Source organism: Maribellus luteus (assembly GCF_003576475.1).
Taxonomy (GTDB): domain Bacteria; phylum Bacteroidota; class Bacteroidia; order Bacteroidales; family Prolixibacteraceae; genus Draconibacterium; species Draconibacterium luteum.
On record NZ_QWGR01000001.1, the window covers coordinates 640,609 to 654,651 of the forward strand.

At 38.1% G+C, this 14,043-nt stretch carries 8 protein-coding genes; 7 read left to right on the forward strand and 1 reads right to left on the reverse strand.

The window, feature by feature from the left end:
* Window positions 1-133 precede the first annotated feature (133 nt).
* A complete protein-coding gene (locus tag D1614_RS02515; protein ID WP_147383972.1) occupies window positions 134-2,851 on the forward strand; it encodes a DUF5703 domain-containing protein in 2,718 nt (905 codons plus the stop codon).
* Window positions 2,852-2,890: 39 nt separating this feature from the next.
* The gene (locus D1614_RS02520; RefSeq protein ID WP_119436284.1) at window positions 2,891-4,837 is read left to right on the forward strand and encodes a glycoside hydrolase family 97 protein; all 1,947 of its coding nucleotides are present in this window, start codon (window positions 2,891-2,893) and stop codon (window positions 4,835-4,837) included.
* A gap of 28 nt (window positions 4,838-4,865) precedes the next feature.
* On the opposite strand, the gene D1614_RS02525 is transcribed toward D1614_RS02520, so the two are convergent.
* Entirely contained in the window at window positions 4,866-5,771 is a 906-nt protein-coding gene (locus D1614_RS02525) for an AraC family transcriptional regulator (protein ID WP_119436285.1), read from the reverse strand.
* Between the two features lie 207 nt (window positions 5,772-5,978).
* Between D1614_RS02525 and D1614_RS02530 the strand changes: the two genes are divergently transcribed.
* The 5 genes from D1614_RS02530 (at window position 5,979) to D1614_RS02550 (ending at window position 14,042) form a co-directional block, all read left to right on the forward strand.
* A complete protein-coding gene (locus D1614_RS02530) occupies window positions 5,979-9,029 on the forward strand; it encodes a SusC/RagA family TonB-linked outer membrane protein (protein ID WP_119436286.1) in 3,051 nt (1,016 codons plus the stop codon).
* Window positions 9,030-9,041: 12 nt separating this feature from the next.
* Window positions 9,042-10,610, forward strand: a complete 1,569-nt coding sequence (locus D1614_RS02535) for a RagB/SusD family nutrient uptake outer membrane protein (protein ID WP_119436287.1) — start codon at window positions 9,042-9,044, stop codon at window positions 10,608-10,610.
* Between the two features lie 161 nt (window positions 10,611-10,771).
* Window positions 10,772-12,337, forward strand: coding sequence for a hypothetical protein (locus D1614_RS02540; protein WP_147383974.1), 1,566 nt, complete (start codon window positions 10,772-10,774; stop codon window positions 12,335-12,337).
* A gap of 199 nt (window positions 12,338-12,536) precedes the next feature.
* Complete coding sequence (locus D1614_RS02545) at window positions 12,537-13,100, forward strand: glucose-6-phosphate isomerase family protein (protein WP_119436289.1); 564 nt, start codon at window positions 12,537-12,539, stop codon at window positions 13,098-13,100.
* 6 nt (window positions 13,101-13,106) lie between these two features.
* A complete protein-coding gene (locus D1614_RS02550) occupies window positions 13,107-14,042 on the forward strand; it encodes an ROK family protein (RefSeq protein ID WP_119436290.1) in 936 nt (311 codons plus the stop codon).
* Window position 14,043: the final 1 nt, after the last annotated feature.

Below are 14,043 nucleotides of genomic sequence, written 5' to 3' on the forward strand. Positions count from 1 at the left end.
TACAACAAGTAGTTTGTTTAGTCAGACCGAAGAGCAACATGGATTACATTCTGAAGGAGGCCCCTGGAAGTTTTATCCGGCAAAAGAGAAAAAAGACAGTCTGAAAAATGTTTTACTGGTTGGCGATTCGGTAATGAATGGCTTTCATCAAAGTGTAATCGACAGCCTTAAAAAGTTAGCTAATGTTGATTACTGGTTAACGCCTAGGCATTTGAATAGCGAGCATCTTTTCACCGATTTAGCCAAGGTCGTTTCGTCTAATAATTACGATGTTATTCAGTTTAATATCGGGTTGCATGGTTGGCCGGAGGGACGGATTAAAGACCATGAATATGTTCCGTTGCTTGAAAAGTATGTTCAAACCCTAATTGACAATGCAAAAGGTACAAAGTTGATTTGGGCAAGTACAACACCAGTTACCGAGCAAGATAAGGCTGAACTAAACAAGGAAATCAATCCTACCATTACCCAAAGAAATGAATGGGCAGCCGGTGTGATGAATAAATACAACATTCCAATAAACGATTTGTACGGGTTGGTTGTGGATAAACTGCATATGGCAAAATTGGACAGGTTCCACTGGAAATCCGAAGGCTATCATTTAATGGCAAATCAATCGGTTAAAATCATCGTTCGAGAGTTGAGTAAGGTGCAGTCTGTCAATGTGATAGATGATTGCAATGTCGTTTGGGATTCACCTTCTAAAAATTCATTAGGCTCCATGCCGGCAGGTAATGGCGATATCGGGATTAATCTTTGGGTAGAAGAAAATGGGGATTTACTGTTTTACCTTTCAAAAACCGATGCCTGGAGCGAAAATGCCCGGCTGTTAAAACTGGGGAAAGTAAGACTGTCGCTTTCGCCCAACCCTTTTAATACGGGAAAACCTTTTTCACAGGAATTAATTTTGAAAGATGGGGTAATACATATTGAAGCCGGCAATGCAAAAGAGAAGGTATCCATCGATGTCTGGGTCGATGCCAATCATCCGGTAGTAGAACTTGACGTTAAAAGTCAAAAAAAAATTACTGCCTCGGTAACAACAGAACCATGGCGACTGGAACAAAGAGAAATCGCCGATAATACAGAAATTCACTCCGCCTATGGATTGAAAACAGTTATTGTTGAGAAAGATACCATTTTTGAGAACGACAAGGGAAGCGTTATGTGGGCGCACAGAAATGAACGTTCGATATGGAAAAATAACCTGACTATGCAGGGATTGGAGGGATACCTGAAAAAAGGCAAAGACCCCTTGTTGCATACTACTTTCGGAGGTTTAATACATTCAGATAAACTGCTAAAAACAACACCGGCAAAATTAGAATCAAAAGTAGCAGTCGCAGAATTCTCCGTATCGGTATTTGCACTAACTGATCAAACCAAAAGTCTGAATAAATGGGGAAAAGAGATAGGCAATATTGCCAGAAAAGTAACATCTGAATCCCGGGAAAACCGATTGAAAGCCCATTCAAGCTGGTGGCAGTCGTTTTGGAACAGGAGCCACATTTTTGTGAACACACCAAACAACGAAGATAAAGAAAAAGTTGCCAATGTTTCAAAAAACTACAATTTGCAACGTTACATGAATGCCTGTTCAGGAAGAGGGAATTCGCCGATAAAATTCAATGGTTCTATTTTTACGGTGGATACTAAAAATCTGGATAACAGGTTTGCAGGTTTTGATGCCGATTTCCGGCAGTGGGGAGGACCTTACTGGTGGCAAAATACAAGGTTGCCCTATTGGACGATGCTGGAAGCTGGCGACTTTGACTTGATGAAGCCACTGTTTAAAATGTACCGAGATGTGCTGGATATTCGAAAATTTGCTACAAAAACTTACTACGGGCACGATGGTGCTTTTTATATCGAGACAATGCGTCATTGGGGAACATTTGCCGAGTCAAACTATGGACATGACAGGCCTGACGATTTGCCATTGGGAACCACCGTCAATAGGTTCATACGCTATTATTGGCAGAGTGGATTGGAATTTTCTCTCATGGCTTTGGACTATTATGCGTTTACCAAAGATGAAAAAACACTAAAAGAACTTATCCTACCAGTGGTCACAGAAGTGATGACATTTTTTGATCAGCACTGGGAACGGGACGAAAATGGTAAAATATTGTTTGACCCGGCAATGGCTCTGGAAACATACAATACTGCAGTAAACCCATTACCCGAAATCGTTGGGATAACTAAGGTTTGTTCTGAGTTATTGAAGTTGCCGGAAACTGCAATTACAGATGAACAACGAAAACAATACAGCAGATTAATTGCCGAATTGCCCGAAATACCTATGCGGAAAGTTGATGGGAAGATGTTGCTGGCACCAGCTCAGGAATATAGTGGGAAGCAGAATGTGGAGAATCCGGAACTATACGCAATTTTCCCATATCGGGCCTATGGCATTGGGCAACCTGATTTAGAAATAGCTCGCAATACATTTGAAAACAGAGCAATAAAAGAGACAGGCGGATGGCAACAAAATGCAATTAAAGCAGCATATTTAGGATTGACAGAGGAAGCTGCTGCTTTGACAACGACCAATTTAAATACGAGCAATAAGGCTTATCGATTTCCAGCCATGTGGGGTCCAAATTACGACTGGACACCAGATCAGGATCATGGTTCGGTTGCCATGATTGCACTTCAGCGTATGTTGGTACAATACGATGGAGATAAAATCTATTTATTGCCGGCATGGCCCAAAGAGTGGGACGTCGATTTCAAACTGTACGCTCCTTGGAATACCGTTCTTGAAGGAATGATTCGAAATGGTGAAATAGAGAGGCTTGAAGTGGCTCCGTCTTCTCGGAAAAAGGATTTGATTATTGGCTGGGAGTAATCGGGGGCAGGAGAATTTGAGTGTTTACTTTTTAAAGTCATGAATTATAAACCTGAACAGAAATTAATTAAACCTAAAGAAAATAATTATGAGATTTGTTTTTTTGCTGTCTTGACTATGCTGTCGTTTATGGTACAAGCCAAAGATTATAACCTTCTATCGCCTGATGGCAATGTCGAAACCTTGATCTCGTTAGACCATGGAAAGCCAGTATATACAGTAGTTGTCGGTGATAGAACGCCTATTCAAAATGCTGCATTGGGTCTGAAACTGGATCCTGCTTATCAAGGAGGATTCAATGTTGTCGATACCCAAAATCGAAAAGTGGATGAAACCTATGAAATGACTTGGTGGAAAAACCGGCTTATACGAAATCAGTATAATGAAATGAGACTATTTCTAGAAGAGGCCGAGGGTAATCGCAAACAGTTAACGATTGAGTTTAGAGCCTACAATGATGGAATTGCTTTTCGGTATGCTTTCCCGGAACAGGAAAATTTGAAGGAGTTTGTCATCGAAGAAGATTTTTCGGAGTTTGCCTTTACCGATGACTACACCTGGTGGTCGGCCAATGGCGAACGTGATAATTTGGGGCCTCTCTCTATTAATGCCGCTAAAGATCCCGGGTTTGCTCCCATGGTGCTCGAATGTGCCAACGATTTGTATTTCGGTATTCATGAAGCAGCGATTTCTGATTTTGCGAATTTTAAAATCAAGCGTGCAGGCAAAGCCAATGCTTTTCAATGCGACCTGCAGGGACCTTCCAATGCAAAAACAGGCATGCATACCTCGTGGCGCGTGATCATGATTGGTAAGCAGCCTGGCGATTTGGTCGAGAGCAACTTACTCCAAAATCTGAATCCGCCGTGTGAAATAGAAGATACCTCCTGGATAAAACCAGGTCTTTCGATGTGGGATTGGCGTGTGTGGGGCTTCACTGCTCCGGATGGTTTTGTATATGGACTGAATACAATTTCACATAAACGTTTTATCGACTTTGCAGCAGAAAATAATGTCGATTATCTCTTGATGGATGCGGATTGGTACGGTCCGGAGTTCAGTGAAAAATCAGATCCAACGCAATCGGCAGGAGAAATTGATATTGTGGAAAACTTCAGATATGCCAAAACAAAGGGAGTCGGAATCATCTTATATCTCAATGATGTGGGGGCGAATAAATTCGGATTAGAGCGCGTGCTTAAGCAATCTCACGATTGGGGAGCTTCGGGAGTAAAGTATGGTTTTATGACTGGTACGGGACAAGCAAAAGTATTGCAAACTCGTCGGGTCGTTGAGCTTTGTGCGAAGTATAAATTAACGGTAAATTTTCATGATACCCCGATACCTCCTAATGGCGACGATCGTACCTGGCCCAATGTTCTTACGCGCGAATATTGCCATAGTCAGGCCGATGCAAAATATTCCTATTATCCGGAAACTGCCGTTTCGGCGGCTTTTATTAATATGCTTGCCGGTCCACTTGATATGTGTAGCGGATGGTATGGTTTTGAAGGGAATGAAGTTCGTCCAAAAGTATTTCGTTTTATTCCTGGAACGGTGACTGCCGAAAATGCCAAGTTGGTCGTATTCCATAGTGGCATATCGGTATTAGCCGATTCCCCTGAAAATTATAAGGAGAAAGCCGATCTGTTTGATTTTGTAACAAATCTGCCCAAACGATATGATGAGTATAAAGTTATTGATGGGCATATAGAAAGCCATATTACAGTCGCGCGACGTGCAGGAGAGAATTGGTATCTTGGAAGCTTGACAACCCGTGAGCCGAGAACCTTGAATCTGAAACTGGATTTCTTGAAGCCTGGAGTACAATACCAGGCCTTTTTGTATGAGGACGCTCCCGAAACTCATTTTATAACCAACCGGGAAGACTATCAGATAAGACTTCTTCAGGTGGATGCCGAATCAACTTTAACCATAAAAGTCGCGCCTGGAGGTGGTGCCGCAGTGAGGCTTATTTCTTTTTAATAATTAACCTTTTTTCTTGTTAGGTCTTTTATAGAGATGATTCAAGGGTCTTACTCTTTAAATGGTTACTGTTTCTATTTATATTCCGATACTCTTTAGGACTCATTCCAGTCATCTTTTTGAAGTGTTCGTTAAAATTTGAAAGATTGTTAAATCCACTTTCAAAGGCAATTTCAATCACTTTGTTATCGGATTCGTTTAGTAATTGACATGCTTTGCCTACTCTTAACTCAATTACAAATTCAGAAAAAGTTTTTGTTGTTCTTTTCTTGAAATAACGACAAAAAGAGTTGGGTGTCATATTTGCTATGTCTGCAACTTGGGTTAATTCAATTTTTTTATGAAAATTAGCCATCAAATATTCAATACAATGAGTTAACCGACCAAAATCACGAGGAGACAAATTAGCTCGGTACCCCATACTGCTAAGATAAACCGCATTTTTGAATGTTGACATTTTGTGAAGCAACTGCAGAACATTAATTAACCTGTTGGTTCCATTGCTCTCAAATATAACATTCATTATTTGTTTGAGTTCAACATTTCTTTTGCCGCTAAATTTGATACCGCGATTTGACTTTTCAAATAGTCTTTTTATTTTGGCCATCTCTGGCAATGACAACAAAGGTTCACCAAGAATTTCGGGAGGTATAAATAGGACTAGGCATTCTGCATGTAGGTCTATATTCTTTTGATAGTACTTATAATCATTTTTCCATACATGTGGGATATTAGACCCAACCATTACAAAATCACCCTCATCAAATTGCTCAATATTATCACCCACAAATCGAGTTCCCGTTCCTTTAAGGATATACATTATTTCAATTTCCGGATGATAGTGGCAGGGGACAATAAAATGGGACAATTTTTCATGATGAATCTTGAATGAACTGTCAGTGGAGGGAGCAAGATGTTGAAATAATAAATCCATACAATTATAGAATTGATCTTATTTTTTACAAATGTGGGTATTTTAAGGTAAAATACCATTGGTTTTGGAATTTTACATGGTTGATGATGAGCTGACGTTGAGATAGATTTGTATATGTTTCAAAAGTAAAGCTTTACCTGAATACTATTGAGTTCTAAAAATTAACAAACTGATAACTGAATTACTAACATTATAAATTATAAACTTATGAAAAAAGAACGAGATCTAAAGGTGGCATATTGCTGTGTTCTTAGATTTGGCTTAAATTCTTACAGATTTCTAAGACTATTTTCTTTAATAATTATTTTGTTTTCCCTTAGTTACTTTCAAGCTATGGCTGGAGAATTTAATTCGCAACAAGTTAGAGGAGTAAAACAGGTACATACAATCAAGGGGAAAGTTACTGATTTGTCTGGAGAATTTTTGCCGGGTGTCACTGTTGTTATTAAAGGGACAACTCAGGGAACGGTTACAAATACGGATGGAGAATATTCTATTTCAGATATTGAGCAAGGAGCATACATTGTATTCTCTTTTGTAGGTATGAAGACTAAGGAAATTTTGTTTTCTGGTCAACTTCAGGTTGATGTTGTTATGGAACAAGAAGCAATTGGATTAGAGGAAGTAGTAGCAATTGGGTATGGAACACAGAAGAAAAAGGAAATAACCTCATCAATTGCTAATGTAACTAAAGATGATTTTAATCAAGGGGCAATTGTCTCCTCTCCTTTGCAGCTTGTACAAGGGAAGGTTGCAGGCCTTGCAATACAGCGTGTAAACGGTGATCCGAATAAAGATGTATCCATACAACTACGCGGAATATCTACTGTTTCCGGGAATAGTGAACCACTTGTTATTATTGATGGGTTTCCTGGCGGGAACCTGAACTCAATTGCACCGGAAGATATTGAGTCAATAGACGTATTAAGGGATGGTTCTGCCGCCGCTATTTATGGGACACGCGGAACTAATGGTGTTATAATTGTAACAACGAAGAAAGGTGAAGAAGGAAAAATGAGAGTGGAATACTCAGGTTATGTAACCTATGAAACATCCAAACTTCCAGATATGTTGTCTGCAACTGAATTCAAGGACTTGGCACAAGAATATATTAGTTCCAGTAATCCGGAGAAACAAGCGAAAGGTAGTTCAATGGTGGATTATGGAGGAGATACTGATTGGTTTGAGGAAATGACACAAGATCCGGTTAGCATGGTGCATCATTTATCGGTTTCCGGAGGTAATAATAAGACAATCTACGCTGCCTCACTTAATTATAGGGAAATTGAGGGAGTAATGAAAAGGTCTGGTCAGAATATGTTGAAAAGCCATCTGAATATTTCACATTCGACTTTAGACGATCGCTTAAATGTCTCTTTTAACTTGTCGGCAAATACAGGGAACTATAGTCCGACAGATTATTCCCTGTATTCTCATGCATTAAAACGTAATCCAACTTTACCAGTATATAATGAAGATGGTACATTTTATGAAACTTATGCGTGGGAAGACTTTAATCCCGTTGGGATGATTTATCAGACAGATCAGGATAACCAGATGACGCAATTGTTGGGGAACACCCGCATTTCATACGAGATAGTCGAAGGGCTTAAAGCCACTGTCATGGGGGCAATCCAGAAAAATCATGTACTAAAAGGGTATTACGATTATAAAGAGTCATCGCATAGTGTCATAGGGGGGTATAACGGAAGGGCATCTAGAAATTATGATCAGGCATTGGATAGGAATATTGAATTTACATTAAATTACTCAAAAGTTATCGAAGAGGTACATCGTCTGGATGTTCTGGGGGGATATTCGTACGAAGACTTTACAAATGAAGGCTTTTATGCAGGGAATAGTAATTTTATTACTGATCAGTATAAATACAATAATATTGGAGCAGGAGACTACTTACTTGACGGTATGGCTTCAATGAGTAGCTATAAAAACAGCAGTAAATTAATTTCATTTTTTGGTAGAGGGATTTATTCTTATAAGGATAAGTATCTTTTAACAGTTGGCGTTCGCCGGGATGGATCTTCAAAATTTGGTAAGAACAATAAGTGGGGCTGGTTTCCATCTGTTTCTGCAGGTTGGAGGGTGTCAGAAGAAGAATTTATGAGCAGTGTTGGGTGGCTGGACAATATGAAGCTGCGGATTGGTTATGGAGTTACCGGAAATCAGGGGACAAATCCTTATGCTTCTTTAGTTCGGTTGCAATCAGGACCAAGAATGTTATATAACGGGAGCTGGATTCCAGGAGTGGTACCTGCTTCAAACCCAAATCCTGACCTACGTTGGGAAACAAAACATGAGCTAAACTTTGGATTGGATTTCTCAGTATTTAACAACAGGGTTAATGCAAATATTGATGTGTATAATCGTTTAACAAAAGATTTGATTTACACCTACAGCGTTCCTACTCCACCTAATATTTATAATCAAACCACAACTAATGTAGGTGAAATGCAAAACAGAGGTATTGAGCTTTCGATTAATGCTTTACCAATCCAAAAAAAGGATTTTACATGGACTATTGATTTTAATATATCCTATAATAAAAATAAACTTGTTTCATTATCTAATGAGCAATACCCATTCAGCTATAAAGATATATTAACAATTAACACATATGGATTAAGCGGTGTGCCTACTTATCGTCTCGAAGAAGGTCAGCCTATTGGAAATATGTTTGGCTACATCTTTGCAGGTTTTACAGACCAGGGGAAATGGTTAGTAGAAAACAAGGATGGGGAAGTAATACCAATTACTGATGCAACTGCCGATGATAAAAAAGTAATGGGCAATGGTTTGCCTAAAATCCATTCTGGAATCACTAATACGTTTGCTTATAAAAACTTCGATTTTTCATTTATGCTACGAGGAGCTTTCATGTATGACATTTATAATCTGTTAAGCTTAACGCATAATAATGCTTACCAACTACCAATTAATGTATTAAGTTCAGCTAAGGATATAGAACTCTTTGACCTACCGTCATACAACAGTTATAACGTTGAAAATGGAGGTTTCCTAAAGTTAAGCAACGTAACTCTTGGATATAGTTTTAACCTTAATAATAATCTGTTAAATAAAGCTAGGATTTACATTTCCGGACAGGATTTATATACCATTACAAAATATACGGGTGTAGATCCAGAGCTCGAGATTAATGGACTTGGACCAGGTTTTGATGGACGAAATAATTACCCCAGATCTAAGACCTTTACTTTTGGTGTTAATTTAACTTTTTAAAACTAATTACTTATGAAATTTATATCAAAAATATTACTTACAGTATCACTGTTAGTCTTTGCCTACGGATGTACCGATTTGAGTGAGAATCTTTATAGCGAGATATTACAGGAAGATTTTTTCAAAACAGAAAACGAGGTAATTGCAGCAATTGCTCCTGTTTATGGAAACTTGAGGGCATTTACAAATTCAACTTGGGAATTATCAACCCATTCAACAGACCAAACTTTAACACCTGAAAAAGCATTAGGTCATTGGGCAGGTTCAAATTGGCCGTTAATGAACTCACATAAATGGATCCCTTCAATGGGACTATTTAATTCAGCATGGAATGACCAATATGCTTTAGTAAATAATTCAAATAAAATTATTTATCAGCTTGAAGGTATAGAAAGTATGGATGAAGAGTTGAAGTCTCTTTTCTTAGCTGAATTAAAAATGATCCGTGGTTTTGGATATTATAATCTTATTGATCTATTTGGGAATGTTCCGCTTGTTACTAGTTGGATAGTTGAAGATGAAACACCACCAACGGTTCAAAGAGCAGAAGTATTTAATTATGCCGTGAATGATATTGAAGCTAATGTTGAGAATCTTTCAGAAAAAGTTGATGCATCTACTTACGGAAGGTTTAATAAATACTCTGGGTATGCCTTATTGGCGAAATATTATTTAAATGCGGAAGTTTGGTCTGCTACGCCCCAATGGGATAAAGTAATTGAATATTGCGATAAAATTATTGCATCTGAAAAATATTCACTAACTGACAAATATTTTGATAATTTTCTTATCAAAAATGAAGGATCAAAAGAAAACATTTTTGTGATCCCATATGATGAATTGTATACCAATTCATGGGGGGTAAATCTTACTTTCGCATGGAGAGCATTACATTATGCTCATGGAGCAAAATACGATTTTAAAATGACTCCATGGAATGGGTTTACTGCTGTTCCGGCTTTTATACATTCATTTGATTCTGCAGATAAGCGCCTTGATGGTTGGTTGATTGGACAACAGTATGGGAAATCCGGTGAAGAATTATTCTGCTCTCAAGAAAGCAATGGGAAACCACTAAATCTAACTATTGATTATGAAAATATTTATAATCCTGATGATGGTATTGAATATGGGCCTTCGTATGCCCTCGAATTTATGGGAGCCCGTTTTGCTAAATATGAGTATGGCCCTTGTGATATTTCGATGGGAAATGATTTTGCAGTTTTCAGATATGCTGATGTTTTACTAATGAAGGCAGAAGCGCTAATGCGTAAAAATGGAGGCGTTGCAAACGCTGAAGCAGTTAATTTGGTTAATTCAGTTCGCTCCAGGGCATTTGATGATCCGTCAAAACTTTATACAGCATCAACATTAACATTAGATGCACTAATTGCTGAACGTGGTTGGGAGCTTTATGGTGAAGGTACTCGTCGTACGGATTTGGTACGCTTCGGAAGATTTATTAAAGGAACCTGGGAGTTTTATGATCGCTCATGGGAGGATGAAAAGCACAATCTTTATCCAATCCCCTATAGTCAGATAAGTGCAAATCCTGACTTGGCTCAAAATCCCGGATACTAATAATTAAGGAATTATGGGGATGCTTTGGAATTAGTTCCAACTTTCCTAAGGCATCCCTCTCTTTTTACAAGGAAATACTCTGGGCTACGAATTACTTGTAGATTCTGTACTAGCTTGTTAGATATAAATATTTTATGCCTTAGTAATCAATAATAAGCAAAATGATCCGAAATAATTACTTTAAAAAAACAAATGTAAAAAATCTTTCACGTAGAGGATTTATTACATCTTGTGCAGCATGCAGTGCGTGTATGGCAATATCTCCTTTTTCGTTTGGAGCTTCAAAAACGGTGAAAAAAGTTAATAATTTGAAGATAAGGATTATTTATTCATTACATGAAATTGTGCAAGACAGACCAGATTGGCCTTGTATTGGTTTTGACTTTAAACCAATTATCGATAATGTCAACTCAATTCTACGTCATGAATTTCCAAATACCGAGTTTATTTCAACTTTAGCAACAGGACCGAAAAATGCTGAAGATATTCTGAATAAGGATAAAACGGAAAAAATTGATGGCTACATTATTTATCAGATGAATTGCTGGAATAAGGTTGTTCAAACGATATCTAATTCAAATAAACCCGTACTTTATGTTGACTTTCAATATGGAGGAAGTGGGGGGTTTTTAGTTTACAATGCAAAATTTTTGCGGGAGAAAAAGCAAAACGTAGGATTTGTGTCATCTTCAAAGATAGAAGACGTAATAGCTGCCGTAAATTGCTTCGAAACAATACGAAAAGATGGTTTTTTAAAAGATTTTGCTACCGCTACAACCTTCGCTCGAATGAAAATGACTCCATCTCCTGGGAATTTAGCTTGCAAAACCGATGATTTGAAAACACTTTCTATAGATGAGTGTAAACGTCGAATGAAAAAATCAAAAATACTCGCCGTCCGGAATCAAGATTCTGGAAGTGCTAAATCAGTAATGGGGATACCACTTGGATATGTATCATTCTCAGAAGTTAATCATGCTTGGGAAAATGCAAATAATGATGAAGCTGGTGCAATAGCTGAGAAATGGCAAACTAGTGCTTCTGAAGTTGCTGACGTACCTTTTAAAGAACTTCAAAACTCAGCAGCTATGTATTTAGGAATGAAATCAGTACTGAAAAAACACAATGCAAATGCGATTACAGTAAATTGCCTTGGTGGTTTTTATGGTAATCATATCAATGCTTATCCATGCCTGGGATTTCACGAATTGAATAATGAAGGGCTTATTGGAGCTTGTGAGTGCGATATTAATTCATCAGCAACTATGGTAGCATTCACAATAATGACCCAAGGACGTCCAGGATACATTTCTGATCCTGTTATTGATACGTCGAAAAATCAAATAATTTATGCCCATTGCGTAGCTCCTAACAAAATGTTTGGGGCAGATGGCCCCAGTAATCCATTTAATATAATGACTCACTCTGAAGATCGACAAGGAGCTGCTGTCCAATCGATATTACCATTAGGATATATGACTACTACGCTGAAAATCGATAGTAATCGAAAAGAAATTATATTACATCAGGCAAAGGCAATTGATAATGATACCGATGACCGCGCATGTCGGACAAAGCTTTGTGCTGAACCAATTGGCGATATTGAAAAATTATTTACAAAATGGGATAAGTGGGGCTGGCATAGAGTTACTTTTTATGGAGATTTAAGAGAAAAAACATATGAATTAGCCAATTCAATTGGTTGGCAGGTGATTGAGGAAGCATAGTGAAGAATAATAGTATTAATGTGCTAATGAGATGGAAATCATTGTTTTATGGAATTTGACAGAGAATAGTCAGTTAATATAAAGGGGAGCCAATAACTCAACATCCCCTACTTATATGCAAACTTGAAAAAAAACAGGTTGTTGTTCATAAGCAACGGAGATAAAATAAATTACGACGATTTATTAAAAGTAAAATGGAATGAGACAAGGAATAATACAAAGTTCTAAAATGTTTTTAGTGGCGAATAGATTGGAAGGTAAAAAGGTGGAAAGTAGTATTCGCTATCTTAGTGATATGGAAGCTGTATTTATGGATAAAGTTGCATTTTCAGCACTTGACCCACAGCAGCCGGTTTATGAAGTTGATTGCTACTTCCCTGTGGCAGATAATAAATCTGGAGGTTTGTTTTTTGGGCTTACACGGATCTTTCCTGGTAAAGTGGGCGGTGAGTTTTTTATGACCAAGGGGCATTTCCATTCGAATAATGATACAGCAGAGTTTTATTGGGGAATTAAAGGTAAAGGCTTATTGCTTTTTATGGATAAAACGCGGAAAGTATGGGCTGAAGAAATGACCGAAGGCAGTGTACATTATATTCCCGGGAATACTGCTCACCGTGTTATTAATACCGGAGTTGAGATGTTATCGTTTGGAGCCTGTTGGCCATCTGATGCTGGTCATGACTACGGTTCAATAGAAAAGGAAGGTTTTTCGGCCAGAGTAGTTGAGAAAGATGGAAAACTAATAATTATTGAAGAATAAAAGAGGATGAGTTATTACTTGGGAATAGATCTTGGAGGTACGCGTATTAAAATAGGTTTGTCTGATGATTATCAGTTGATCGAAATTCAGAATGTTAAAGCAAGTAGGGAGAAAGGTTTCCAATACAACATGAAAATTATTGTAGAAGCTGCAGTGGGTATGTGCAGCGAGAATGAAATATCTCAATATGACATCAACAGTATCGGGTTTGCTTTTCCTGGATTGGTGAATAGCAAAGCCAAGAAGGTGATTGCAACTAATGCAAAATATAATGATGCGGTTGGTTTTGATTGGGATAAGTGGGCAAAAGAAAACTTTGGCGCAGCTATATATTTAGAAAATGACGCCAGGATGGCGTGCATTGGAGAATGGAGGCATGGAGCTGGTGTGCCATATACTGATTTGATTGTGATTACATTAGGAACGGGTATTGGGACGGCAGTAGTAATGGATAATAAACTATTGAAAGGGAAACATTTCCAGGCCGGAAATCTTGGAGGTCATTTTTCAGTAAATTATGATGGCCGGCTCTGCACATGTGGTAACAGGGGGTGTGTTGAAGCGGAAGCATCAACAGTAGTATTAAAACAACTTGTGTCCAATCATCCTGATTTTAGTACCAGTAAATTGGTTAACCTGGAAGAAATTAGTTTTAACAACCTCTTTGAACTAGCAGATCATGATAAGGTTGCTTTGGATGTCCGAAATCAATGTCTGGATATTTGGTCTGCCGCGGTAATTAGTTATATCCATGCATTCGATTCAGAGGCTGTGATTTTGGTAGGCGGTATCATGAATAGCAAAGATGTAATTCTTCCTTACATTGAGGAAAAAGTAAATGAATTAGCATGGACCCCTTGGGGGAAAGTTGCAATATTGAGTGCGGACCTAAATGACAGTGCGGGAGTTATTGGCGCACTTCACATGGCACAAAAGATATAGA

Coding starts and splice junctions, on each gene's coding strand:
- D1614_RS02515 (WP_147383972.1), top strand. CDS start 134: ATGAATGGCTTTCATCAAAGTGTAATCGACAGCCTTAAAAAGTTAGCT.
- D1614_RS02520 (WP_119436284.1), top strand. CDS start 2,891: ATGAATTATAAACCTGAACAGAAATTAATTAAACCTAAAGAAAATAAT.
- D1614_RS02525 (WP_119436285.1), bottom strand. CDS start 5,771: ATGGATTTATTATTTCAACATCTTGCTCCCTCCACTGACAGTTCATTC.
- D1614_RS02530 (WP_119436286.1), top strand. CDS start 5,979: ATGAAAAAAGAACGAGATCTAAAGGTGGCATATTGCTGTGTTCTTAGA.
- D1614_RS02535 (WP_119436287.1), top strand. CDS start 9,042: ATGAAATTTATATCAAAAATATTACTTACAGTATCACTGTTAGTCTTT.
- D1614_RS02540 (WP_147383974.1), top strand. CDS start 10,772: ATGATCCGAAATAATTACTTTAAAAAAACAAATGTAAAAAATCTTTCA.
- D1614_RS02545 (WP_119436289.1), top strand. CDS start 12,537: ATGAGACAAGGAATAATACAAAGTTCTAAAATGTTTTTAGTGGCGAAT.
- D1614_RS02550 (WP_119436290.1), top strand. CDS start 13,107: ATGAGTTATTACTTGGGAATAGATCTTGGAGGTACGCGTATTAAAATA.